Annotated in this window: 23 protein-coding genes and 2 tRNA genes; 9 read left to right on the forward strand and 16 right to left on the reverse strand. The window is 31.3% G+C overall.

Features of this window, described 5'->3' with window-relative positions:
• Positions 1-29 precede the first annotated feature (29 nt).
• The 5 genes from DZ65_RS0106060 (at position 30) to DZ65_RS0106075 (ending at position 3,542) form a co-directional block, all read left to right on the forward strand.
• A tRNA-Asn gene (locus tag DZ65_RS0106060) sits at positions 30-105 on the forward strand.
• Between the two features lie 127 nt (positions 106-232).
• A complete protein-coding gene (locus DZ65_RS0106065; protein ID WP_035908179.1) occupies positions 233-2,269 on the forward strand; it encodes a molybdopterin oxidoreductase family protein in 2,037 nt (678 codons plus the stop codon).
• The gene (locus DZ65_RS10395; RefSeq protein WP_051433540.1) at positions 2,259-2,810 is read left to right on the forward strand and encodes a rhodanese-like domain-containing protein; all 552 of its coding nucleotides are present in this window, start codon (positions 2,259-2,261) and stop codon (positions 2,808-2,810) included. Before DZ65_RS0106065 ends, DZ65_RS10395 begins: the two co-directional genes overlap by 11 nt.
• Positions 2,803-3,213 carry a hypothetical protein gene (locus DZ65_RS10400; RefSeq protein WP_051433541.1) on the forward strand — a complete coding sequence of 137 codons (411 nt, stop codon included), beginning with the start codon at positions 2,803-2,805 and terminating at the stop codon, positions 3,211-3,213. Before DZ65_RS10395 ends, DZ65_RS10400 begins: the two co-directional genes overlap by 8 nt.
• 11 nt (positions 3,214-3,224) lie before the next feature.
• Positions 3,225-3,542, forward strand: coding sequence for a hypothetical protein (locus DZ65_RS0106075; RefSeq protein ID WP_024789895.1), 318 nt, complete (start codon positions 3,225-3,227; stop codon positions 3,540-3,542).
• On the opposite strand, the gene DZ65_RS0106080 is transcribed toward DZ65_RS0106075, so the two are convergent.
• The 4 genes from DZ65_RS0106080 to DZ65_RS0106095 all read right to left on the reverse strand — a co-directional run bounded on the left by DZ65_RS0106080 (position 3,535) and on the right by DZ65_RS0106095 (position 7,857).
• A complete protein-coding gene (locus DZ65_RS0106080) occupies positions 3,535-4,758 on the reverse strand; it encodes a molybdopterin molybdotransferase MoeA (RefSeq protein ID WP_024787762.1) in 1,224 nt (407 codons plus the stop codon). The genes DZ65_RS0106075 and DZ65_RS0106080 overlap by 8 nt on opposite strands.
• A complete protein-coding gene (infC, locus tag DZ65_RS0106085; protein ID WP_024789897.1) occupies positions 4,758-5,288 on the reverse strand; it encodes a translation initiation factor IF-3 in 531 nt (176 codons plus the stop codon). Before infC ends, DZ65_RS0106080 begins: the two co-directional genes overlap by 1 nt.
• Positions 5,285-7,120, reverse strand: a complete 1,836-nt coding sequence (gene thrS, locus DZ65_RS0106090; protein ID WP_024787764.1) for a threonine--tRNA ligase — start codon at positions 7,118-7,120, stop codon at positions 5,285-5,287. The genes infC and thrS overlap by 4 nt, the downstream gene beginning before the upstream one ends.
• Positions 7,121-7,554: 434 nt before the next feature.
• Positions 7,555-7,857 (reverse strand): F0F1 ATP synthase subunit C, encoded by a 303-nt coding sequence (locus DZ65_RS0106095; protein WP_024787765.1) that lies wholly within the window; start codon positions 7,855-7,857, stop codon positions 7,555-7,557.
• A gap of 301 nt (positions 7,858-8,158) precedes the next feature.
• Between DZ65_RS0106095 and DZ65_RS0106100 the strand changes: the two genes are divergently transcribed.
• Both DZ65_RS0106100 and DZ65_RS0106105 read left to right on the forward strand, forming a co-directional pair.
• On the forward strand, positions 8,159-8,503 hold the full coding sequence (locus DZ65_RS0106100) for a hypothetical protein (RefSeq protein ID WP_024787766.1): 345 nt from the start codon (positions 8,159-8,161) through the stop codon (positions 8,501-8,503).
• Positions 8,504-8,573: 70 nt separating this feature from the next.
• A tRNA-Sec gene (locus tag DZ65_RS0106105) sits at positions 8,574-8,672 on the forward strand.
• Positions 8,673-8,743: 71 nt separating this feature from the next.
• Here DZ65_RS0106105 and DZ65_RS0106110 read toward each other — a convergent pair.
• Together DZ65_RS0106110 and DZ65_RS0106115 are read right to left on the reverse strand one after the other, a co-directional pair.
• The gene (locus DZ65_RS0106110; protein WP_024787767.1) at positions 8,744-9,610 is read right to left on the reverse strand and encodes a YfdX family protein; all 867 of its coding nucleotides are present in this window, start codon (positions 9,608-9,610) and stop codon (positions 8,744-8,746) included.
• A 63-nt stretch (positions 9,611-9,673) separates the two neighbouring features.
• Positions 9,674-9,982, reverse strand: a complete 309-nt coding sequence (locus tag DZ65_RS0106115; RefSeq protein WP_024787768.1) for a NifB/NifX family molybdenum-iron cluster-binding protein — start codon at positions 9,980-9,982, stop codon at positions 9,674-9,676.
• Positions 9,983-10,044: 62 nt separating this feature from the next.
• Between DZ65_RS0106115 and selA the strand changes: the two genes are divergently transcribed.
• The gene (selA, locus tag DZ65_RS0106120; protein WP_024787769.1) at positions 10,045-11,394 is read left to right on the forward strand and encodes an L-seryl-tRNA(Sec) selenium transferase; all 1,350 of its coding nucleotides are present in this window, start codon (positions 10,045-10,047) and stop codon (positions 11,392-11,394) included.
• Positions 11,391-13,220, forward strand: a complete 1,830-nt coding sequence (gene selB / locus DZ65_RS0106125) for a selenocysteine-specific translation elongation factor (RefSeq protein WP_024787770.1) — start codon at positions 11,391-11,393, stop codon at positions 13,218-13,220. Before selA ends, selB begins: the two co-directional genes overlap by 4 nt.
• A gap of 10 nt (positions 13,221-13,230) precedes the next feature.
• On the opposite strand, the gene selD is transcribed toward selB, so the two are convergent.
• The 10 genes from selD to DZ65_RS0106175 form a co-directional block, all read right to left on the reverse strand.
• On the reverse strand, positions 13,231-14,274 hold the full coding sequence (gene selD, locus DZ65_RS0106130) for a selenide, water dikinase SelD (RefSeq protein ID WP_084021797.1): 1,044 nt from the start codon (positions 14,272-14,274) through the stop codon (positions 13,231-13,233).
• A gap of 9 nt (positions 14,275-14,283) precedes the next feature.
• Entirely contained in the window at positions 14,284-14,640 is a 357-nt protein-coding gene (locus DZ65_RS0106135; protein ID WP_024791354.1) for a DsrE/DsrF/TusD sulfur relay family protein, read from the reverse strand.
• Positions 14,637-14,918: a heavy-metal-associated domain-containing protein gene (locus tag DZ65_RS0106140; RefSeq protein ID WP_024787773.1), complete on the reverse strand. Its 282-nt coding sequence runs from the start codon at positions 14,916-14,918 to the stop codon at positions 14,637-14,639. The genes DZ65_RS0106135 and DZ65_RS0106140 overlap by 4 nt, the downstream gene beginning before the upstream one ends.
• Positions 14,919-15,503, reverse strand: coding sequence for a mercuric transporter MerT family protein (locus DZ65_RS0106145; RefSeq protein ID WP_024787774.1), 585 nt, complete (start codon positions 15,501-15,503; stop codon positions 14,919-14,921). It abuts the gene before it with no gap.
• Positions 15,503-16,627 carry a transglutaminase domain-containing protein gene (locus tag DZ65_RS0106150; protein WP_024787775.1) on the reverse strand — a complete coding sequence of 375 codons (1,125 nt, stop codon included), beginning with the start codon at positions 16,625-16,627 and terminating at the stop codon, positions 15,503-15,505. The genes DZ65_RS0106145 and DZ65_RS0106150 overlap by 1 nt, the downstream gene beginning before the upstream one ends.
• Positions 16,628-16,638: 11 nt before the next feature.
• Positions 16,639-20,067 (reverse strand): molybdopterin-dependent oxidoreductase, encoded by a 3,429-nt coding sequence (locus tag DZ65_RS0106155; RefSeq protein ID WP_024787776.1) that lies wholly within the window; start codon positions 20,065-20,067, stop codon positions 16,639-16,641.
• Positions 20,068-20,075: 8 nt separating this feature from the next.
• The gene (yedF, locus tag DZ65_RS0106160) at positions 20,076-20,666 is read right to left on the reverse strand and encodes a sulfurtransferase-like selenium metabolism protein YedF (protein WP_024787777.1); all 591 of its coding nucleotides are present in this window, start codon (positions 20,664-20,666) and stop codon (positions 20,076-20,078) included.
• A complete protein-coding gene (locus DZ65_RS0106165; protein WP_024787778.1) occupies positions 20,659-21,426 on the reverse strand; it encodes an acyl-CoA dehydratase activase in 768 nt (255 codons plus the stop codon). Before DZ65_RS0106165 ends, yedF begins: the two co-directional genes overlap by 8 nt.
• Positions 21,426-22,739 (reverse strand): double-cubane-cluster-containing anaerobic reductase, encoded by a 1,314-nt coding sequence (locus DZ65_RS0106170; protein ID WP_024787779.1) that lies wholly within the window; start codon positions 22,737-22,739, stop codon positions 21,426-21,428. The genes DZ65_RS0106165 and DZ65_RS0106170 overlap by 1 nt, the downstream gene beginning before the upstream one ends.
• 194 nt (positions 22,740-22,933) lie before the next feature.
• On the reverse strand, positions 22,934-23,575 hold the full coding sequence (locus tag DZ65_RS0106175) for a Crp/Fnr family transcriptional regulator (RefSeq protein ID WP_024790900.1): 642 nt from the start codon (positions 23,573-23,575) through the stop codon (positions 22,934-22,936).
• Between the last annotated feature and the right edge of the window lie 37 nt (positions 23,576-23,612).

Here is a 23,612-nt window from a genome sequence, read left to right on the forward strand (position 1 = left end):
TTTTATGTATAATTTCAATCCACAAATATTCCGGCGTAGCTCAGTCGGTAGAGCAGACGGCTGTTAACCGTCGGGTCAGAGGTTCGAGTCCTCTCGCCGGAGCCACCAATTCAATGTAAAATGTAAAATGTTTATTTTATAGTGTCTGGCACTATATACTTAATAATTGATTTTGTGTTTTTCTTGCAAAAATCTCCAAAATAAGATATATTAAATCCAAAAAAGGCTTTTAATGAAATCTGTTTGCACATATTGCGGTGTAGGGTGTGAAATAGATGCCAAAATTCAGGATAATAAAATAGTAAAAATAACTCCTGTTAAAGACGGAATTTCAAGCGGCGGCGAGCTCTGTATAAAAGGAAAATACGGATTTGAATTTTTAAACAAGAGACTTAACAAACATCTGATAAGTTACAAATTTATTGAAAAAAATGCTAATAATATGCCGTTTGAACTTCAGGTTAGGCTTGCAAATTTGAAAGAATTTGATGAAAATTTTTATGAATCCCCTTTTAGTCTGGCTGTTGACATAACCGCCTGGAAATTAAAAGAGATTATAAGTAATTTTTCTTTCCATTCAATTGCCTGTATAGGTGGGGCCAGAACAAGCGTTGAAAGTGCCTGGATGTTTCAAAAGTTTGCAAGGGAAGTTATAAAAACCCCTCATATCGATAACTGTGCAAGGGTTTGCCACGCTCCAAGCCTCAGCGGACTTAAAATGAGTATAGGGGAGGGGGCGAGCAGTGTGGATTATGATGCAATTTTTGACGCTGAAGCCGTTTTTATAATCGGAAGCAATACCACAGTTGCCCATCCCATGGTTGCAAGCAGGATAATAAAAGCCAAAAAAAGAGGCGCTAAAATAATAGTTGTTGATGTTAGGGAAATTCCTATTATGAAATTTGCCGATGTTAAAGTTATTTTGCCGCTTGAAAGTAATCTTTTATTTTTAAATGCAATTGCAAAAGAACTGATTGAAAACAATTTAACTGATATTGATTTTATAAAAAAAAGATGTGCTAAATTCGAAGGATATAAAGAGCTTTTATTTCATGATAAATATGATAAACATTTTTTCAAAAAATTAAAAGGGTTTGAGCAGGTAAAAGAGCAAATCGAAGAAATTGCGAAACTGATAACCAAAAAAACAATTTTTACATGGGGACTCGGGGTAACGGAGCATATTGACGGGACTGAGGCGGTTAACGCCATAAGCAACTTGGCTATGCTTACAGGAAATATCGGCAAAATAGGTGCCGGGTTATTGCCGCTCAGGGGTCAGAATAACGTGCAGGGTGCCTGCGATGTGGGGTGTCTGCCTTATTACGGTCCTGATTATGTAATACCTGAAAAAATAGGGGATATGACTCCGGATATAATAGAAGAGATGTTAAAAGGTAAAATAAAAGCCATAATAAATATGGGGGAAGATATTTTACATATTCATCCCAATCAGAATAAAATAAACAAAGCTTTTGAAAATTTGGACTTTTTGGCAGTTTTGGAAGTTATGGCGAGTGTTATAACAAAAAAGGCCGATATTGTATTCGATGTAAAAAGTGCATATGAAAAAGTGGGTGTTTATATAAATGCGGAAAGAAGGCTTCACCTTTCAAATCCTTTAATTAAATCAGATATGCCTGATGACTGGGAAGTATTGCAGGCAATATCTGAAAAATTAGGAAAGCGTTTTAATTTTAATTCAAGCGAAGAGGTTTTTAATGAAGTAAAAAAAGAAGTCAAAAGATTTGAGGGAGCCACATATGAAAGATTAGAAAAAAAACCTCTCCAATGGCCAGTAACAAAAGACGGAAAAGATTCACCCATTTTGCATACAAAAACTTTTTCCACGCCTGATGGGAAAGGACATTTTCATTATCACAAATATCACTTGAGGGGTGAAGTAAAAGATATACTTGAAAATAAAAAAAGATGGTGGCTGAATACCGGCAGGTCACTCCCGCAGTATAATAACGCCGCACAAACCAAATATTCGGAAAAATTAACTAAAAAATATGATGATGATGTTTTATTGGTAAATCCTGTTCATAAAAACGAAATAAGCAATACTGTTAAATTAAAATCACATTACGGAGAGAGCGGGCCTTTGAAAGTAAAATTTACAAATTCCCTCAGGCCTTATACCCTTTTTACAACATTTCATTTTGCAAAAAATAAGATAAATTTTCTTTTTGGAGACGAACACGACCATAAGGTGAAAACCCCAAATTTTAAAGCTGTGGAGGTGGAAATAATAAATGTTGATTGATATGAATGATTATTTAAAGACGGATTTTGATATGATTATAGATACCAGAAGTCCCAGAGAATTTGAGGAATCCCATATTCCGGGAAGTATAAATTTATATGTATTAAATAATGAAGAGCATCACGAAATAGGATATTTATATAAACAGGTTTCTAAAAAAGCCGCCAATAAAAAAGGTGTAATATATATTTTAAAAAACATTGCTTCGCATCTTGAAAATAATGAATTTGAAAATAAAAAAATTCTGATTTACTGTGCAAGGGGAGGAAAACGCTCCGAATCTTTTTATGTGATTTTAAGACAGCTCGGATTTGATGTTTACAAATTAAACAGAGGCTATAAGGCATATAGAAAATATGTCAGCGGATATTTACAAAATATTCCGAATAATTTTTTGGTGCTCAGGGGGCCGAGTGGGTGCGGTAAAAGTGAATTATTACAAAATTTAAACCCGAGTCTTGATTTAGAAGGTTTGGCCAATCATTACGGAAGTTCTTTCGGTTCAAAAGGAAAACAGCCTTCTCTTAAGAAAAGTGGATAAAAACGACTCTATTTTTGTAGAGGCCGAAAGTTCCAGGCTCGGAAATTTACTGCTTCCCGGGAATTTGACAAAAAAAATAAAAATTTCCCCTCAAATAGAAATAAACGCCCCTTTGGAAGACAGAATTAAAAGAATTTTGAAATATTACGGAGATATCGATAAAAATGCTTTTAGCGAAAATTTAAATAAAATTAAAAAATATATATCAAATGAAAGTTATAACGAAATATTCAGCAGTTTTGAAAAAGGTGATTTGGAAAAAGTGGCAAAAATATTGCTTGTGGATTATTATGACAAAGTTTATAAAAAAAAAGAATCAGATTGTTTTATTTTAAATACGGATATTGAAACGACACTGAAAAAATTAAAAGAAATAAAAGAAAAATTTGTTAAAATTTTTTAAAAAGGAGATTTATGAAAATAGAAGATTTAGGACTTTTAAAACAGCTTGGATATTCTGAGAATAATATTAAAGAATTGGAAAAAATAAAAGAAAATACTCCAAATTTTAAGAAAATTAAAAATCATTTGGTTTCTTTAAATGATAAATTAAAATATTTAAACGGTTTTATTGCTTTTTCAAATTCTGTGCCGCATTTAAAAATCAAAATTGAAAATAGCGGGGAATTATTAAATGAAGCAAAAGAGATTATTGAAAAATGGGCTAAAAAATATAATGTAATTTTAGAAGAAGTAAAAGAAAATGTTTTTTATATAAAAGGTATTAATTGAACATATTGTTTTTATTGCTAAACTGATTTACAAAAGGTATGATTTTTAAAATTGTATCTTTTGTAATTATTTCATTCCCTTTTTGAATAATTGCAACCGAATTGGATTTAAGGAGGGGTTTTAGCATTCCTGAACCGTATTTATAACTGTTATATACTTCCCATTCTCCGTTTTCATAAAATCCGAGTGCCGTATGGTCTTTTTTTGAATTAACTTTAAAATCGTTTTTGTTTTTTGCAAAATAAGTCTCATGATAATATTTGTCTGCACCGCTCATTTTTCTTAAAACTGGTATTCCTATGCAAAACATATTTAAAAAACTGCTTAAAGGATTTCCGGGCATTGCAAAAATAAATTTTTTACCTATTTTTCCTATCATGGTAGGACGTCCGGGTTTTACCATTATTCCGTGAAAAAATTCTTTTAATCCCAAGGTTTTAAAAACATTAAACATAAAATCTTTTTCCCCGAAACTTATTCCGCCGCTTGTTATGATTACATCATAAAAATTTAGTATATTTTTTATTTCTTTTAATGTTTCTTCGTAAGTATCTGCTACAATTCCGATAATATCGGCATTAAAACTGTATTTTTTTAAGAGTGAATAAATTGAGTAAGAATTGATGTTATATATTTCATCTTCATCGGCTTTTTCATAAGGCTCTTTCAGTTCATTTCCGCTTGAAAGTATGGCAATAGAAGGTTTTTTATATACTTTTATATTTGTAATTCCCTGGCTTGCAAGCAGTGCGATTGTCTCAGGTGTTATTTCTTCGCCTTTTTTTATTAAAATTTCCCATTTTTGGATATCTTCGCCTTTTTTTCTTACATTGGCGCCTTTTTTTATTTCTGGAATTTCAATATATTCACCTGTAACTTTTAAGCAGTTTTCAATCGGAATTACAGTGTCTATACCTTTTGGGATTTTTGCCCCTGTCATAATTTTAACGCATTCATTGTTTTTTATATCAAAATCATCAAATTTATCTCCGGCATAAATAGTTTTTATAATTTTAAATTTTTTTTTGTCTGAATGCTTAAATCCAAACCCATCCATGGCGGAGTTGTCAAATGAAGGGTTGTTTTTAGCGGCTTTTACATCTTCGGCTAAAAAATAACCTAATGCTTCATTTATAAAAACATTTTTGGAAGTTGATAAAAAACTTTCTTTTAAAGAAACTTCCAAAGCCTCTTTATAGGGAATATTATTTAACATTATTTTTTCTTGGATTTTTTTACAGGGGTTACCAGTAAATTTATATAATTTCCTTCAAGTTTAGGCTCGTTTTGTTTTTCAGCCACATCTTTTATCATTTCCCAAACCCTGTTTATAACTTCAAAACCTTTCTCAGGTGTTGCAAGTTCTCTTCCTCTTAAAAAAACTCTTAGTTTTACATGTTTTCCTTTTTCAAGAAAATCTTTTATATGTTTAACTTTATAATTTATATCGTTGTCTTGAATTTTACTTGTAAATTTTACTTCTTTGACTTCAATTTTAACCTGTTTTTTCTTTGCTTCTTTTTTCTTTCTTTCCTGTTCGTATCTGTATTTTCCGTAATCCATGGCTTTAGCAACTGGAGGGTTGGCATTTGGGGCTACGCATACCAAATCAAGACCTTTATTATATGCTGTTTCAAGCGCTTTGGCTGAATCTACTATTTTAGGCTCACCTTGGGTGTCTACAAATCTTACTCTGTCTGTAAAATCAACTACTTCTTCGTTCAATAAAACCTTGTCTTTACTCATAATTTAACCTCGCATAATTTTTTGATCATTTCTACAAATTCTCCTTTGCTTAATTTATATTGTTCTCTTTTTTTTCTGTCTCTTATGGCAACCAAATCATTTTCCACCTCTTCATCACCTATAATTACTACATATCCGACTTTTTGTTTTTCAGCATTTCTTATTCTTTTATTGAGTGAATCACTGCTGTCATAAATTTCGGTAATAATATCGTCATTAAGAAGTTCTTTTTGAATTTCTTTTGCATAATTTACATGATTTTCATTAATTGGAACAAAAATCGCTTTAACAGGGGCTATAAAAGTAGGATATTCGCCTGCATAATGTTCTGTAAGGATTGCTATAAATCTTTCAAAACTTCCTATAATCGCCCTGTGAATCATTACCGGGCGTTTTTTGGTGTTGTTTTCATCAATATAATTTATGTCAAATCTTTCAGGCAGGTTAAAATCTACCTGAATTGTTCCGCATTGCCATTTTCTCCCTATTGCATCAGTAATTTTTATGTCTATTTTCGGACCGTAAAATGCCCCACCGCCTTCGTCTATTCCATAATTTCTGTTAAGTCTGTTTAATGCACCTTTGAGGGCATTGGTTGCTTTTTCCCAGATTTCATCGCTTCCTATTGATTTTTCAGGTCTTGTAGAAATTTCCATTTCATATTCAAAGCCGAATCTTTGCATTATGGCATCTACAAATTCGAGTACTTTTATTACTTCATCTTCTATCTGGTCGTCCCTGCAGAATATATGTGCGTCATCCTGGGTAAATTCCCTAACTCTTAAAAGTCCGTGTAAAACGCCTGATTTTTCGTGTCTGTGGACTGTTCCGAATTCAAAAAATCTAAGAGGCAGTTCTTTATAACTTCTTACTTTATGCCCGAAAATTTTGACATGACTTAAGCAGTTCATAGGTTTAATACCGTATTCTTCCGCCGGTTTGTTGGGGTCGTCGTTTTCAATTTCTGTAAAATACATATTTTCCTTGTAGTTGTAATAATGCCCTGAAATTTTCCACATATGGCTTCTTAGAAGTTCGGGACCTTTTACGGGCAGGTAATTTCTTCTTATATGTGCGGAATATAACAGTTTTTCAAGATTTCCCCTTAGAAGTGTACCTTTTGGCAGCCAAATAGGCATACCCGCCCCGATTTCTTCATCAAACATCCAAAGTTCAAGCTCAGTTCCGAGTTTTCTGTGGTCTCTTTTTTTTGCCTCTTCAAGCATTTTAAGATACTCTTGCAATGCTTCTTTTGTTGCAAAAGCGGTTCCGTAAATTCTTGTCAGCATCTCGTTTTTACTGTCTCCTCCTAAATAGGCACCTGCAACTTTTTGAAGTTTTACGTTTTGAAGGTATTTGGTGTTTGGCACGTGGGGTCCGCGGCACAGATCTTCAAAATCCCCCTGTTTATAAATAGAAACCTTGTCTTCGTTGATCATATCCAGAACCGCCTGTTTCAGTTCATCATCTTTAAATTTTTTTCTTGCCTCATCCATTGAAATATAATATTTTTCAATAGGAATTTTTTTCTTAGCAAGGGCTTTCATTTTCTTTTCAATATTTTTTAAATCTTTATCGGTAATGCTTTCTTCTGTTTTTAAATCATAATAAAATCCGTTTTCTATGCTAGGCCCCACATAAAATTTAGCATCGGGATAAAGCTCTTTTATAGCCTGAGCCATTAAGTGGGCAGCTGAGTGTCTTATAAGTTCGAGTGATTCAGAAGAGTTATCAAAAAATATTGGTTCTAAATTTTCAATACCCATTTCCTGAGCTGTTTGAATATCAATAATTTTATCATTATATTTATAACCGATTATATCGTTATGCATTTTTGTCCTTTGAAGTATTTTGAAGGTTTAATAGTAGAAATAATAATCAAATGTAAAATCCTACTTTATTAATTTTCCATTTTACATTTTTGATTTTCAATTAAATTAACCCCTTTTTTGGTATGAATTTTAACTTAATTAATTTTTAATGTCAACAAAAAATAATGGAGAATGGAGAAATATACCAACCCTACGGTTATTTTGACAATTTGATAATGAGTGAATAGTGAGTAGTGAATGGTAAATAAATGTAAATTTTTTTATAATAATTGGTATTAATAATGGAAAATTAAAAAACGAAAAGTAAAAATTATAAATAGAAAATTTTAATAAAATGTTTTTACATTTATTTTTTATTTCCAATTATACATTTTACATTGAATAAGGTGTCAGAGAAATTTTTGTGTTAAAAAGAAAAATCCCAAAAGAAGGGATTATCCTAAGAATGGATTAGCATAAAGTGCTATTAAAGCAAGTACAAGTGCATAAATAACTTGTGCTTCGATCATCGCTAATGCGATGAACATTGTACCCATTAATTTACCGCCAAGCTGAGGATTTCTTGCAGTACCAGCAATTGTTGCTGCAGCAGTATGTCCCATCCCGATAGCACCACCAAGTGCAGCCAAACCTAAACCTACAACGGCAGCTACTACGCTGTAAGCTTGAATCATAGTAGAATCACCTGCAAATGCAAATGCCAAAAATCCTGCCATTAAAAGAGTGATTTTTTTCATTTTCTTCTCCTGTATATTTTATTACGCTATGTCCGTTCGGCTTGCGTATCCCTACTTATCACACAGCGCATTGCAATTATAAATAAAAATTAATTTTTTTGCAAGGTATGTTTTTTAATAATAAGTATAAATAATTAAAATAAAATATTTTTTCAATTGTTTTTTTAATTAATTTATGATATAATAATCATAGATAAGTTTTACTTATCTTAAGCTTTATTTAAGTTTTAGGCTGTATAATTACACCGAATGTGTATTCATTAGGTTAATGAATGCACACATAAAATTAAAAGGAGAAAACATGAGACGCTTAGCAAAAATGTTGGTAGCTGGAGCGCTACTTGCAAGTGTCACAGCAACAATGGCATTTGCTGATTACAACAAAGGATTTAAGTATTACGAAAAATATGTGAAAAGAATGTCACATATCAAAGGTACTAAATTCCTTAAAATCATAGGTGCTCAAACACCTGATGATATTAATGCATTATTTAAAAATAATGCAAAACCGTTAATTTCTCTACTTGAAAAAAAAGGTCAAAAAAAAGCTGCTAAAGCTATTGAAAAAATCGTTAAAAAACATAAACTTAACGATTTAAAAGACTTTTTGGTAGGAATGGTTAACGGTAAAATTCCAGCTGGCTGATAACGCTTAACAGGGCTTCGGTGAAGCCTTACGTTTTCTTAAATATTTTGATATAATTTTTCCCTTCGATGGAGGGGATGTGATCCCGGTGGACACCCCGGGCTTCAAACCCGGTGGGGCGGCAGGTGACTGTTTGCCCGGAAGGTTCGATTCCTTCCCCCTTCCGCCAAAAAATTATAAATTTTATTTATAAATAATTAGTGTCTGACACTATTGAAATAAAAAAAAAGAGAAAGAAAATTATTTGTGAAAAGTTTTAACTGCTTTTTCTTTAAATTCTTCGATTTTTTGAAGAAGTTTTTTAAATATATTTTCTGTTTTATTGCCGTTTTTAATCTCTTTTTCAAGCTGTGTAATTTGTTCTTTTAACATTTTGTATGTTGTATCGCTTGTGCTTGTATATCCTAAAATTTCAGCTAAAGATAACTGTTTTTTTGCTTCATCCAAATATTTTAAAGCCTGATTTTTGTCTTTTTTAACACTCTCGCTTGCATTTTTAACAAGGGCTTGAGCTTTGATAAGCGGGATAGGAATAATGGTATCTGTTTCTACCAATGTTGAAAGTGCCATTGACAAAACATCTTTTGCTTCTTTGGCTTTTCCTTCATTTATATATTTTAATGCCAAATTAAGAGCAGCCGGATATGTTGCAATAGGTAAATTGATTGTTTTGATCACAATTTCGCTTCTCAGAGAATTTAACACTTCCCTTGCCTGAGGTAATTTATTTTCTGCTACAAGTATTTTTGCTTCACTTGCAAGTTTTTTTACGTCTTTTACATCTCCTTGATATTGATATGCGTTAATTTGAACATCAACAGGTAAAAGATAAGGTGTATTAGGTCTATTTAATAAATCGCTAAGTTCCCCAATAGCTTTTTTTATTGAGTCTTTTGCTTTTTTAGTATTTTTTCCGCTTATATATATTAATGTATCCTGGGTATATTGGATAGCTTTTACCGCTTCATTTGCAAGTTCAGTGTTTTGGGCTTTTTTTTCCGCTTTGATTACGGCTTTTTTACTCACCTGAGCGGTTTTTGCATCTGCGGCTAAACTAGATGATACCAAAATGGAAGCCAATACCACTGATGTTAAAATTCTTTTCATTTTTCCCTCCTAAAGTTTTATTTTTTAGAATTATATAATTTTAGTCGTTTATTGTCAACAATTTTATTTATATTTATTTATATTTTTTAAATACTCGATTATAACTTCTTCGACTGTCGATTTTTTTTGTTGAGGTATATAAACTTTGAAGTATTTATCATCAATATTTTCACCTGTTATAATATGCTTCATAAAAACGGCTTTTAAAAAATTAATTAGTTTAGTTTTGTCTTTTGTCTGATATGAAGGTGATTTCATAGAAGAATATTCTTTTGTTTTAGTGTCATAAAGAATTAAATATTTACATTCTTCAAAATGTGGACAAAATTTTGAAGTCATCCATTCTCCGTCGCTTGTTATAATTATTTTCATAAAAATCCTTTTTTTGATAAAATATTAACAAAAATACCGGCGGTATTTTACAAAGGAAAGAAATGAATCTGTTTAGACAAATTCCAAAAGTGGATAAACTTTTAAAAAATAAAAATCTTCAAGATATTCCAGAGAATGTTTTGCTTTATTCCATACATTCAGTTTTGAATGAACTCAGAGAAAAAATAAAAAATAATAAAATAGATAAAATAGATGAAAATAAAATAATAAATGAAATTGAAAAAAAAGCTTGCGGCATATTAAGCCCTTCTTTAATTAATGTAATTAATGCCACAGGTGTTACAATCCATACAAATCTCGGCAGAAGTTTGATAGATGAAGAGATTTTTGATGAAGCAAAGAAAGTCAGTACGCATTACTGTAATTTAGAATATGATTTGGATAAAGGAAAAAGGGGGGACAGGTATCATCACAGTGCGAAACATTTGAGTTTTCTTTTTGGGTGTGAAGATGCGTTGGTTGTTAATAATAATGCGGCGGCTGTATTTTTGATTTTAAACACATTTGCAAAAGACAAAGAGGTTATAGTGTCAAGAGGCGAACTTGTTGAAATAGGGGGAAGTTTCAGAGTGCCTGAAGTTATGAAAGCAAGCGGTGTAAAACTTGTTGAAGTCGGAACTACAAATAAAACAAAACTAAGAGATTATGAAGAGGCAATCAATGAAAATACAGCAATGCTTATGAAAGTTCACAAATCAAATTATACTATTGAAGGGTTTAGTGAAGAAGTTTATATTGATGAAATTGTCAATCTTTCCCGTAAACATAATCTGCTTGATTATTATGATTTGGGAAGTGCATATATTCCAAAGCTTCCTTACGGACTTTCAAACGCTGAGCCTTCAATTAATGATATAATGAAATTTTCACCTTCACTTATTAGTTTCAGCGGTGATAAACTTTTTGGAGGAGTTCAGGCGGGAATAATTCTTGGTAAAAAAGAACTTATTAATAAACTTAAAAAAAATCAGATATTAAGAATGTTCAGGGTAGATAAAATCACACTCTCTTTAATTCAGGCAACAACTTTAGCGTATATTAAAAAAGAATATGAAAAAATTCCAACCCTCAGACAGATTTTTGCATCTATTGATGAACTTAAAAACAGGGCAAAAAAAATTCTTAGCCTAACACCAGCCCTAAGGGCTAATATAAAAGAATCAAAAACATACGTAGGCGGCGGGACAATGCCAAATAAAGCCATTCCTACCGCGGTAATTGAAATTGAAGGAAATGCTGTGAATTGGGAGAGAAAATTCAGGGAAAAACTTGTTATCGGTAGAATAGAAAATGAACATTTTGTTCTTGATGTAAGAACAATTCAGGATGATGAAATAGAAAAACTTGCAAATATAATAAATGAATTAATAAGCTGTGAGGTGAAACAATGAGAAATATTATTATTGGAACCGCAGGGCATGTAGACCATGGAAAAACATCTTTGATTGAGGCTATGACCGGATATAACGGAGATGAGCTTAAAGAAGAAAAAGAGAGAGGAATTACAATTGATTTAAGCTTTACAAATATGAAAAGAGATGATGTAAATGTGGCATTTATAGACGTTCCGGGGCATGAAAAACTTGTAAAAAATATGATTAGCGGGGCGTTTGGATTTGACGCTACGCTTTTTGCAATAGATGCAAACGAAGGTGTTATGCCGCAGACCATAGAGCATTTGGAAGTACTTGATATTTTAAAAGTTAAAAATATCATTGTGGCTTTGACAAAAATAGATTTGGCAAGTGAAGAGACTATTGAAAAAAGAAAAAAAGAGATAAAAGAATTAATAGCTAAATTTAAGAATTTAAAGCTTCTTGATATTATCCCGACTTCCACTAAAATGCCTGAGACTATAGAAAATCTTAAGAATTATCTGTTTAACCTGCCTCCGAGAAATATTACACATTCCAAATTTTTCAGATACTATATAGACAGGGTGTTTTCCCTAAAAGGAATAGGAACTGTTGTAACAGGGACTGTTTTAAGCGGAAAAGTCAGACTTAAAGATAAAGTTTATATTAATGAAACGGCTACTGTTACAACGGTTAAAAACCTGCAGGTTCATGGTGAAAATGTTAGTGTTGCCCATACCCATCAAAGACTTGCCATTAATCTCAATATTTCACACAATGAACTTAAAAAAGGATATTTGTTAAGTACAAAAGGATACTTAAGAGGATTTAAATTAATTGATGTTTATATTGCACCGGTTGAAGGAAAAGAGATTAAGCATAATATGGAAGTTTTATTTATAAGCGGTGCAAAAAGAATACCTGCGAAAATTTTGATGTTTGATTCAAATGCAAAAGAAGGTTTTGCAACTATGAAGTTGCAGGAAAAAGGATTTTTTGTTTATGAAGATCCGTTTGTGGTGCTTCATAAAGGAAGGGTTATCGGAGGAGGCGAAATTTTAAATCCTATAAGCGACCCTATTAAAAGAAATAAAAAATTATTGCTGTTAAATGCTTTAAAACAAAGGGATTTCCAAAAAGCATTTTCTATTTTGGTTGAAAATCACAAAAAAGGTTTCGGACTTCTTCAAAGTTATCAGAGATTTAATTTTTCGCCCGATGAAGCTCTCGGTATTGCAAAAACATTAAAAAATGTCTTTATAGATGAAGAAAATTATAATATTTTTTCAATGGATGTAAAAAAAGAGATAGAAAATGTGATAAAAGAAACTTATGAAAAAAACAAATTTGCCTTTCTTTCTCCTGCATCACTGAAACTCAGATTAAAATGGGCGAGTGAAAAATTGATTGAAACTGTTTTAAATGAATTTGTGGAAGAAGGATTTTTAATAAAAGAAGGCAATATTTATAAAAGAAAAGATCTTGGTGAAGTGAATATTGAAAAATCAGTCGAGCACAGGCTTTATTCGCTTTTGGATAATTCCGGCTTGACTCCCGAAGCACCTTATAATATATACGAAAAATTAAATATTGACAGAAAAGTGGGCGATCAGGCTATGAAGAACCTGACTAAGGCTAAAAAAGTTGTAAGGCTTGCCCATAATTTGTTTGTAAGTGATAAAAATATAAATTATGCAATGAAAAAAATGCGGGAAATTATGGAGAAAAAAGGATATATTGATATTAAAACATTTAAAGAAGAGATGCCTATGAGCAGAAAATATATTGTGGCTTATCTTGATTATTTGGACAATATGGGGGATATTGTTAAAGTAGATAATAAAAGATATTTGAAGAAATAAGAAGGAAAAATTATTTAACAACTAAAGGAAACTCTTTAAATTCCTTAACAGTTGCTATTGCTTTAGCACTCACTCCTTCATTTTCCATTCTTTTTAAAAGTTCATTAACTTTTTCTTGAGAGGCGCTGATTAAAAGTCCTCCGCTTGTTTGGGCGTCAAATAAAATCATCTGCTCTTCAAAACTGAGTTCTTTTTCAAATTTTACTTTTCCTTCTAAAAATAGCTGGTTATTATAGCTTCCGGCAGGAATTATTCCCATGGATGCCTGATTAATCGCTTCTTTTAGGAAAGGCACTTTTTCAAATTCTATTTCTATAGTGAAATTATTAGCACTCATTTCATACAAATGTCCTAAAAGACCAAAACCTGTAACGTCAGTCATTGCATTTACACCGATTTCTCTTGCAATGAGACTTGGTTTGTAATTTAATGTCCTTAAAATTTCAGCTACTTCAGAAGCTGTTGTTTCATCTACTAAATCAGCTTTTATTGCTGTTGTTAAAATTCCCATTCCAAGCGGTTTTGTAAGCACAATTACATCATCTTTTTTTAATGTATTGTTCCTTATAATTTTTTGAGGATGAATTGTACCTGTAACGCTAAGTCCGTAAATCATTTCGGGAGTTTCTATTGTATGGCCTCCGGCCAATACCCCTCCGCACTCTTTTATTTTATTTTCACCGCCTTTTAAAATTTCGTTTAATACATCTTTTCCATGATGACAATTATCAAATCCGACTAAATTAAGTGCTGTTTTAACATCTCCTCCCATTGCAAACACATCGCTTAGGGAATTTGCAGCTGCAATTTGTCCGTAAATAAACGGGTCGTCAACAACAGGTGTAATAAAATCGGCTGTTTGTACAAGTGCTATATTATCACTCAATTTATAAACACTTGCATCCTCATTTCCTTCAAATCCGACTATTAAATTTTCGTTTTTTCCATCAAGAACTTTTGTAGCTTTGTTTAGCTCCTCCGGAGCCAATTTTCCTGCTCAGCCGGCTGCTCTTACATATTTTGTAAGTTTTGCGCTGTTGTTTAATTTAAGCATATATATCCTTTAAAATGTTATAACTTTGTCTGCTTCTTCAACCCAGGCAGCCAAGTCTTTCATTGTAGCTTTGATTTCAGGTGCAAAATATGGCTCGTTTTTAAATAATCCACATCTTGCCTGACATGTGCCGCATACTTTTAATTTTATACCGTTTTGATACATTTCTTTTAACATTGCAACCAAATCGTTATCGTAAGTTTCTGGTTTTTTATTGCAATCCCTTGCCATATCTACAGCATCGTTCATTAAAAAAATTCTTACATCGTTTCCTTTTTCAAATAAAACTTTTGCAAGTCTAAGCCCGTTCCAAGCAACATCACTTCCGTCATAAGGTTCGTGATTGAATATAATTAAAATTTTCATTTAACCTCCTTAATTTCTTTTATTTTTCCTTTATAACCTACGATTTCTATTGCGTGTAACAGTTTTTGAGGTGTTGTTTTTGTATCGTCAAAAATTACCGTTGCTGTTTTAGTGTTTAGTAGTACTTTTGCTTTTATAACACCCGGTGTCATTTTTAAGCTTCTTTTTACAGCCATTGTACATAATGGACAAGTCATTCCACTTACTTTAATAATAGCTATTTTTTCAGCACCAAAAAGTGAACAAAATAATATTAAATTTAAAATAATTTTTTTCATTTATTCTCCCATAAACAGATATTGAGCCCAAAAAGGGTAAGTCAGCATAATTAGTACAAAAACAGTACCTATACTTAAATATTTTACATAATTTTTGCAAATACTGCCACTGCAAACAGGCCTTTTTCTAAGTTTAAAGAAATAATTTATCCACAGATAAACAATAATTACAACAGCCGCAATTGTAAAGTATATTCTATATGGTGCAAAAATATGTAAAAATGAAAGACTGCCGACACTTACTCCAAAAATCAAAAAAAGCAAAGGCCCTAAACAGCATGTGCTAGCCAAAATTGCTGTTATTGCCGCACCTGCTATTAAAGCCCAAAAAGATTTTGACTCTTTACTTTCATTTTGAATTTCGCAACTGTAACCTTTTATAGCATTTATTATTGTATCTTTTCCTTCTTTTTTTTCATTAAAATAAATTCCTTGCGTTTGCAAAAATCTTTTTACATTTTGAATAGAAGAGAAGGAATTAAGTCTTATTTCAATAATTCCTTCTTCTATTTCCTCTAATGCCTCTTTTGTTTTAAGAACTGGTTCCGGACAAGCTAAATTTCTTAAATCCAGCTTTTTTACCATTAAAACAGTTCCTGAGAAGTAATTTTATATTCAAAACTTTTTGGAACATAATAATTTAACACATCATCATTTACCTCTGCATACGGATAACCAAACATATTTAATGGATATTGAACAGGTTTTGGATAAAGTATGAAATCTCTTGCATGATTAAATCCAACCCAGTTCATTTCCCATGAATGCAGATATTTTTTTACTAATTTTTGAACTTTTGGGTGGTTGTAAGGATATTTTTCAACTAATTCTAGTTTTGTAACATCAGCAGGGTCTGTAGGTATCCATCCGGCCCCTGGAATATAATATTCAGCCCTGCAGTGTTGCCAAGTGGTAATATTTGCAAAACCTTTGCTGTCACTTTTTCCAAGGGCCTTGTCAAAGTGGCTTTTTCCAAGTCTGATACCAAAAACCTCTCTTGCAGGAATGCCTGCCGCTCTTGTTAGGGCGGTAAAAAGTGAGCTTAAATCTGTACATTTTCCTCCAAACCATCCGTTTTTATAAATATATTCGGCTGTCGGTTTTTTTTGCTCCTGCATCATTTTGCCAACTTCACCTTTTCCACATCCAATAGTTTTTGGATTTCTGAATGTATGGGCTGTACACCATAAATAAATTGCTTTTACTTTTTCAAATCTGTCTTTTTTACCTTTTGTGATAAGTTCCGCCACTTCTTTTACAAGTCCGTCAGTAGGAATATGGGCAGTAGGTTCAAGATATTTTAACACTTCTTTTGGAAAAGGAAGATTTTTTTTGCTGGCTTCTTCTATTAATTTTAATGGAACACTTCTATCTTTTGTTTCAATTTCCATTTCCATGGTCAAAATTTTAGGCATAGCTGATTTTTCCCAATATGCATAAAAAGTATTTGCATCATATTCATTTTTATTGTTAATATCATAATCGTTATAATTTCCGCCAAATCTTAAAAATTTAACTTTTTGATATGGTGCATTATATGGAAGCGGGTTCCATAATCTTGCAGGATAAATTGACTCGTCGTATTTTATGTCAAAATAATATTCAACCCTGAATCTTCTTGTGTTTTCATCGTTAGCACTTACTATACTTGGCATAGAAGCTGCCACGCCTAAAGCCGCACCTGTTTTTAAAAATTCTCTTCTTTCCATTTTTACTCCTTTTAAATTTTTTGTATTTTTATTTTTGTTGAACTAAAATCTGGTATACCTCCGATCGGATCAACCAAAGGTAAATCATAAAATTTTTTGTCTAATTTACTAATTTTATTTACACAAATTCCCATTGCTCTTTTTTTATCAGGAATTACGTAATTATTTTTAGTAACATCTCCTAACATTACATCAGCAGCATTTTTTATAAATAAAGTATTTGCTCCGTGTTGCCAGTGTCCAAAATGATGCGAATAAGCACAGCATCCTTTGGCAACAAAATTTGTAATTTTAATTGTCGTAATTAGATTTTTTCCATCTTCATTTACTATTTTTACTTTGTCATAGTCTTTTAATCCTAATTTTTTAGCATCAATTGGGTTTATTTTTAATGTAATATCTGGTTCGTAATAAAGGGCTTTATCTAAACATATAGTTCTTGATTGTGTATGTAATGCCGATTTGTATGATGTTAAATAAAATCCAAATCGATTATCGGTTTTAATCAATTTTAATGTACCGAAATTTTTTTCTCCTATTATGGTATTTGTAGAAGTTGCAAGTTTTTCATTATATATATGTATTTTTTCAAAACCAAATATATAATTGTCATTTTCATCAAACCAATTGTTCTCTTTAAATACACCTCCTTTTGCTAAAACATTACATACTTTTTCCCATTCTTCTGATTGTAAAATATGTTTGTGTTTTGTAACAATATAATTTTTTTCTACATAATCAATAGTTTTTTTATCAGCCTTAGATATTTTTGCATTGTGTGCAAGATTGTAAATACCTCTTAGATAATAATCTTCTTGGGTATTTAAAGAAAATTTATTGTTTATAGCTTTTTCTCCATAACCAGGTAATTTTAATTTTTTAGAAAGGTCAATCAAAAATTTTTCTAAATTAATATTATTTTTTGTGAGAGGCTCTATTATAGGTGTTCTAACACCAGTAAAATGACCTCCAGGAGCATGTGGATTTAAAAAGCCATAATGTCCTTCTAAATACGATACATCAGGAATTATATAATCTGCATAGATATTTGTTTCATTAATAGTTGTGTCTATTGATACAAACAGAGGAACTTTTGTTTTATTTTTTAACGTAGATTCAAATCTGTATCCTCCAGGCATAGAATATATTATATTAGAGAAGTATGTAAATAAAATTTTTATATTATAAGGATATTTTTGGTCTATACCGCTCATTGCGGCTACACTTAATCCTCCTTTAGTAAATTCATACCAAGGTAATTTTGATGGGTATCCATGTTTTTTAAATTCTGCAGTTTCTTCATATTTTGCTTTTTCTCTTGAAATTTTAATACCTTGAGGCTTTTTCATTCCAGCAAATTTTGTTAAATCATAAACGCCTTTTTTCCAATCAGCTGCTTTTTTGCCTCTTCCTAAATATCCTCCTTTTCTGTTTACATTTCCAATTAATGCATTTAACATAGAAATTGCATAACTTGCATAAGTTCCGTTTATATAGTTTCCTCCTCCATGATACGCAAAAGCTGCACTGTGTGGGGCATTTTCCCAAAATTCTTTTGCCAATATATAAATGTTTTTTTTATTAACTCCGCATTCTTTAGCATAATCATCAATTGAATGTTCAAAAACAGAGTTTTTCATTATTTTAAATGCTGTAACTACCTTTATTCCTTTTATTTTACCTTCATATTCTAATTTTGGATTTTTAGCATTATTTGAAGGAATAATTTTTCCATTTTCATAAACCATAAAATCATCATTTTTTAGTCCAATATCTGACCCTCTTAAAAATTTTCCATAATTTTTGTTTTCTTTATCAATTATTACTAAATGTGTAGCATTTGAAAATGTTGATCTTTTTTTATTTTTAGCTTCTTTTAAAGAAGGAATTCTTAAAAAGTTTTTATCATACCAGTTATTTTCTATGAGTATTCTTATTATACCCATAGCTAATGCACCGTCTTTAGTAGGGGTTATCGGTATCCATTTGTGAGCAACTTTTACTGCTTTTGGAGCTTTTGGATCAATTAATACGATTTTTAAATCATTATTTGCAGTTCTTTTTGCAATTATACTTCCTGATGTATTTACTCCAGGCTGTAATGCTGAATAAATATTAGCACCAAATATTAACATATATTTACAATTTTGAAAATCTGCCTTCATTTCAGCTTCTTTTCCGTCTGTAAAAGCGTAATTACCCATTCTAAAGCCGATACCACATATATCAGTATGTGCAATATAATTTTTTGAACCGATAGAATTATAAACCCATCTTTTTATAAAATCTACTCTTCCTCCTTGGGAACGTCCTGTAAACCATACAAATTGGTTTCTTTTAGAACCTAATTCTTCAGCTTCTTTATTGATAGGTTCATCAGATAAAATATCTTTTATGCCTGGATAATATGTTTCATCCCCTAAATGTTTAAAATTTTTACCTCCGAAAGCTATTTCATTTATTAAAGTATCCCAATCTATAGGTTCGAATTTTCCGCTTCCTCTTTCACCGATTCTTTTTAAAGGTTTTGTTATTCTGTAAGGATTATAAACATATTCATTATTCATTTGCGGTTTTGCACACGTTGATGCTGAATATTTAAAACTTTTTTCTATATCTGTTGAATAAGAAATTTGGTTGAAATCTCTATTATATGGGTGATAAGGATTTCCATCAACTTGTACACATTTGTTGTCTTTAACGGCTATTCTTAAACCGCATCTTGCATTACAAGCTAAACAGACGGTATTTACTATTTTATCTGCTTTTGGTTTTTTTGTTTCATAAAATCCATATTTTTCTTTATAAATAGGTGTAACATCAGTAAAAGTCGCTAAATGGTGATAAAGTGCATATTTTAAAGTTGGATTGTTTTCTAGAAGTTCTTTTAATTTTCCTTTAGGATTTTTAAGATTTCCATAAACTAAAGCCCCGCCTGGGCAAATACTGACACATCTTGGAATGTCTCCTTGAATAATTCTGTCAAAACACATATCGCATTTTTTTGCTTTTTTATCAAAAACTATAGCGTCAAAAGGACAGGCTTTAGCACAACTTTGTTTATTTTCGGCACAATTGATATCACATTTGTCTTCATTTATTAATATAACTCCATCTTTTACACTAATTGCATTATATTCACATGCTTTTAAACAAGGTTTTGTATAACACTCAGCACAAATGTTTTTTTGTTTTGTAATTAATTTGGCTTTTGGATATTCTCCTATTTCTTCTTTTTCTATTTTGAAAAACACTACATCATAAGGAAGATTTTTTTCAAGTTGACATGCTGCCATACAGCTTTTGCAGTCTAAACATCTGCTTTGGTCATATATTAAAACAGGCATAAATTCATTTTCTTCAGCATTAGCAAATTTAAATGTTGTTGTGCTGATTAAAACACTAAATGCTCCAATTTTTAAAAATTCTCTTCTTTCCATTGTTTTCCTTATAAACTTATCGTATTTTTATGCAGTAAAAAGTCCATTGTGTCGTATGCATTTCCTATTTCTCCAACTTTTAGTTCTTCTGGAGGAATTTTGTAAAAATTCATACAAACACCGCATGAATAAATTTTTACGCCTCTTTTTTCAAATTCTTTTAAAATTTCTATTGTTTTTTCATTTTTAGTGGTTAAAAATACGCCTTTGTTTACGCAAACTATAATTTCAGGAAGTTTTTTAAATTCGAGTGTTGTTTTTAAAAATCCTTCCATTAATATATGCCCAAGTTCTCCTTCGCCAACTTTGTCGTCTTTTATAAAAAGCACCTTATCTAAAAATTTATCATTATCTTCTTCTTTTGGTGCAATGCTGCATTCATAACCTTTTACAATCCTGATTATGGTTTCACCGTTATCCAGTTTTTCTTCTTCTGCAACCAGTCCCTGGTTTGCCGCAAATCTTTTAACATTTTGAACGGATGAAACAGAATTTACCAAAACCTCCAAAATTCCTTCGTCCATCTCTTCGAGGGCTTTTTTTGTATCAAGCACAGGTTTTGGACATGCCGCATTTCTACAGTCTATTTTTTTATTCATTTGTTACTCCTTTTGTTGTTTCGTATCCGGCAAGAGCCGCTCCAAATGCCCCCATCATCTGAGGATATTCCGGTGTATATACTTCTTTTTTTAATTTTTTTGAAAGCAATTCCCTAAGAAGTGAATTTTTAGCACCTCCCCCTGTAAAAACAATTTTGTCTTCCGGTCTAATGCTTTTGGCCATTCCGGCAAGTCTATTAGCAATTGAATCAATAATTCCATATCCTATATTCTCAGGTTTTTCTTTTTTTGCTATAAGTGAAATTACTTCAGATTCTGCAAACACCGCACACATTGAAGAAATTTGAATAACTTTGTCGGCATTTTTGCAAAAATCCCCAAATTCATCAAGCGGAATCTGGAGTTTCGCAGCCGCCATTTCTATAAATTTTCCGGTTCCGGCAGCGCATTTGTCATTCATTTTGAAATTATCAAAATTTCCACCTTCGGTTACTTTTATTACCTTGCTGTCCTGTCCTCCTAAATCAATAACAGTTCTTACATCGGAAAAGAAAAAATAAGCCCCTTTGGCATGGGCTTTTATTTCACTGATTACCGGAACGTCAAACGCTTCTTGTATCATATATCTTCCATAACCTGTTGCGACCAAAGTTTCTATTGGCTTATCTTTTAAATATTCTTTTACCTGCTCGTCGGGATTTATAACGGTATCCAATACTTTAATGTCAATTATGTTTTTATTATCATCAATTCCAACAATTTTTGTATAGGTTGAGCCTATGTCAACTCCGTAATACATTAAAATCCTTTAAATTTAACGTTCTTTTTAAATGAAATACTTTCCAAAAACGCTTCAACCCTTGTTTTAATCTGACCCATATCTTCCATTGAATAGTCTGATTCAATTCTAAGTACAGGAATGTTTTCAGCCTGAAGTCTGTCTATTACTCTTTTTGATTCTACATTGTATGTATGGCAAAAAGAGAGTGAATAATAAATAATACCGTCAGCTTTTCTTTCTTTATACATTTTGATTATTTTATCTATTCTATCATCATTTGGAGTAAAGCATGCACAGTCTATTTTCATATATCTATCGAGCATATTATTCATCAAATCATCAATGTTTTTTGCATTTTCTGTTTGGATATTGTCTTTATAATATCTGTGGCCTATGCAGGCTTCTTCGTTTATTATTGCTCCTCCTGTAGTTTCTACTATATGGTGAAGTTTCCAGTTTGGAGGCGCCATAGGCGTACCTATCACCATAATTCTAGGAGTGTCTTTTGGCACGACTGAAACTTTGTTTTTGATTCTTTCTTCAAGTTCGTCGCATAGTTCATTTACTTTTTTTGTAAATCTCTCAGGGTCATCATAAAAAGAGATTTGGTTAATTAAAAGCCCGTCTTTCCCGCTAATTGGCACAACATCAGGATACATTCCCCTTAATTTGTCAAGACGCTGCATTGCTTCTCTTTTTTTGTTTATTATTTCAATTCCCTTTTTAAGCTCTTCAAATGTAAGTTCTTTTCCTATAATTGATTCTATATGTTTTTTAAAATCATAAACTTCACTTTTCCAAAGTTTTTTTTCTTTTTCTCTTTTCATTTGAGGAATATGCATTACATGAGTTGGGTGCAATTCGTTTAAAATTTCCCACGTTTTTTTCTTAGCTTCGCAGCTTGTTTCCCCGTAAATAAAATCTGAAGCCTGTGTATACGGACATGTTTTTTGAACTTTAAATCCATACGCAGATTTAATTAAAGGGCATATATTTCTCGGTAAATCCCTTTCGGCATCTGCAATAGAAAATTCAGCCCCGCCGCATAATCCGTAACATACTCCCTCAGCCCCGACAACAATCTCTTCCGGGACAAATATACAAAAAGTTCCAACTAAAGGTTTTCCTTCTTTTTTCTTTTCTAAAATTTCTTCTATTCTTTTACCGTGTATTTCACTCATTACATAATCAAAATATTCCATTGCTTTTGGTCTGTTTTCCTGCTTTAAATAAAACTCAGGATATATTTCACCAAGAGCAGCTAAGAGTTCATTGTGTTTTTCTACATCCATTCCTAATTCTTGATACATAGGTGTGTAATCTTTAGACATACTTATCCTTTTTTAATTTTTTAATTTTTATTTTTTTAGGATAAGCCTTATCCTTTTAACAACATTTTATCTTGAAGGTTTTAGAAGTACATCATGAAGCTTTTTTGAAGTTTATGCCTCATGTGTTTCCCAGCCTGGGAGCTTAATTAGAGAATTATAACTCTTTTTTTCTTAAAGTTTGCTTAAAGTTTAAATTATTGTAAATAATTTTTTAATTTTTTCATATCTATAATGATGTATTTGTCTTTGCCGATTTTTTTCAAAATTTTTTCTTTTATCAGCTGGTTAAAAAATTTGGAAGTAGTCTGTCTTTGCGAACCGATAAAAGTTGCCAAATCTTTTATGCTTAAAGATAAGTCTATTTCAATACCTTCATCAGTTTTTTTACCGCTTTTTTTTGCAATTTCCAAAAGAAATGAAATTATTCTTCTTTTGCAGTTTTCAAAAACCAAGCCTTTAATGATATCTTTTTCAACCATCATAATATTTCTGAATGAATTTAATACAGAATTACAAAACATAGGATTATCGAAAACGGCAGAATATTTTGTAACATCAAGAGATAAAACAACGGAGTCGCTTATAAATTCAATTATAGATTCCGGATGCATTACATATATATTATTTTTCGATAAAAAATATAATATAAATTCTTTGTCTTCATATAAAAAAGAAACTTTTGCTTCACCTTCTTTAAAAATTAACAGTTTTGTTTTTTCTTCAGGATAAAATATTTCCCCTTTTTTAAAATGCATTTTTACAAATTTTGATAAATCTTCTTTACTTAAAATTTTTTCTATATCAAAACTGTCAATTTTAATTCTGCAAAATTTCATTTTAACTCCTTTTATATGGAATTATAACAAATAATGA

Source organism: Lebetimonas sp. JS032 (assembly GCF_000523315.1).
GTDB lineage: Bacteria > Campylobacterota > Campylobacteria > Campylobacterales > Nautiliaceae > Lebetimonas.

What these genes read in the sequence shown, in the direction of transcription:
- DZ65_RS0106095 (WP_024787765.1), bottom strand. Translation starts at nt 7,857, where the DNA reads ATGAAAAAAATCACTCTTTTAATGGCAGGATTTTTGGCATTTGCATTT.
- DZ65_RS0106135 (WP_024791354.1), bottom strand. Translation starts at nt 14,640, where the DNA reads ATGAAAATTTTAATTATATTCAATCACGAACCTTATGACGGAAGTGAT.
- infC (WP_024789897.1), bottom strand. Translation starts at nt 5,288, where the DNA reads ATGAGTAAAGACAAGGTTTTATTGAACGAAGAAGTAGTTGATTTTACA.
- selA (WP_024787769.1), top strand. Translation starts at nt 10,045, where the DNA reads ATGAATCTGTTTAGACAAATTCCAAAAGTGGATAAACTTTTAAAAAAT.
- DZ65_RS0106175 (WP_024790900.1), bottom strand. Translation starts at nt 23,575, where the DNA reads ATGAAATTTTGCAGAATTAAAATTGACAGTTTTGATATAGAAAAAATT.
- DZ65_RS0106075 (WP_024789895.1), top strand. Translation starts at nt 3,225, where the DNA reads ATGAAAATAGAAGATTTAGGACTTTTAAAACAGCTTGGATATTCTGAG.
- DZ65_RS0106145 (WP_024787774.1), bottom strand. Translation starts at nt 15,503, where the DNA reads ATGGTAAAAAAGCTGGATTTAAGAAATTTAGCTTGTCCGGAACCAGTT.
- DZ65_RS0106080 (WP_024787762.1), bottom strand. Translation starts at nt 4,758, where the DNA reads ATGTTAAATAATATTCCCTATAAAGAGGCTTTGGAAGTTTCTTTAAAA.
- thrS (WP_024787764.1), bottom strand. Translation starts at nt 7,120, where the DNA reads ATGCATAACGATATAATCGGTTATAAATATAATGATAAAATTATTGAT.
- DZ65_RS0106170 (WP_024787779.1), bottom strand. Translation starts at nt 22,739, where the DNA reads ATGTCTAAAGATTACACACCTATGTATCAAGAATTAGGAATGGATGTA.
- DZ65_RS0106150 (WP_024787775.1), bottom strand. Translation starts at nt 16,627, where the DNA reads ATGGAAAGAAGAGAATTTTTAAAAACAGGTGCGGCTTTAGGCGTGGCA.
- DZ65_RS0106100 (WP_024787766.1), top strand. Translation starts at nt 8,159, where the DNA reads ATGAGACGCTTAGCAAAAATGTTGGTAGCTGGAGCGCTACTTGCAAGT.
- DZ65_RS10395 (WP_051433540.1), top strand. Translation starts at nt 2,259, where the DNA reads ATGTTGATTGATATGAATGATTATTTAAAGACGGATTTTGATATGATT.
- selB (WP_024787770.1), top strand. Translation starts at nt 11,391, where the DNA reads ATGAGAAATATTATTATTGGAACCGCAGGGCATGTAGACCATGGAAAA.
- DZ65_RS0106165 (WP_024787778.1), bottom strand. Translation starts at nt 21,426, where the DNA reads ATGTATTACGGAGTTGACATAGGCTCAACCTATACAAAAATTGTTGGA.
- DZ65_RS0106140 (WP_024787773.1), bottom strand. Translation starts at nt 14,918, where the DNA reads ATGAAAAAAATTATTTTAAATTTAATATTATTTTGTTCACTTTTTGGT.
- DZ65_RS0106115 (WP_024787768.1), bottom strand. Translation starts at nt 9,982, where the DNA reads ATGAAAATAATTATAACAAGCGACGGAGAATGGATGACTTCAAAATTT.
- yedF (WP_024787777.1), bottom strand. Translation starts at nt 20,666, where the DNA reads ATGAATAAAAAAATAGACTGTAGAAATGCGGCATGTCCAAAACCTGTG.
- DZ65_RS0106155 (WP_024787776.1), bottom strand. Translation starts at nt 20,067, where the DNA reads ATGGAAAGAAGAGAATTTTTAAAAATTGGAGCATTTAGTGTTTTAATC.
- DZ65_RS0106110 (WP_024787767.1), bottom strand. Translation starts at nt 9,610, where the DNA reads ATGAAAAGAATTTTAACATCAGTGGTATTGGCTTCCATTTTGGTATCA.
- DZ65_RS0106065 (WP_035908179.1), top strand. Translation starts at nt 233, where the DNA reads ATGAAATCTGTTTGCACATATTGCGGTGTAGGGTGTGAAATAGATGCC.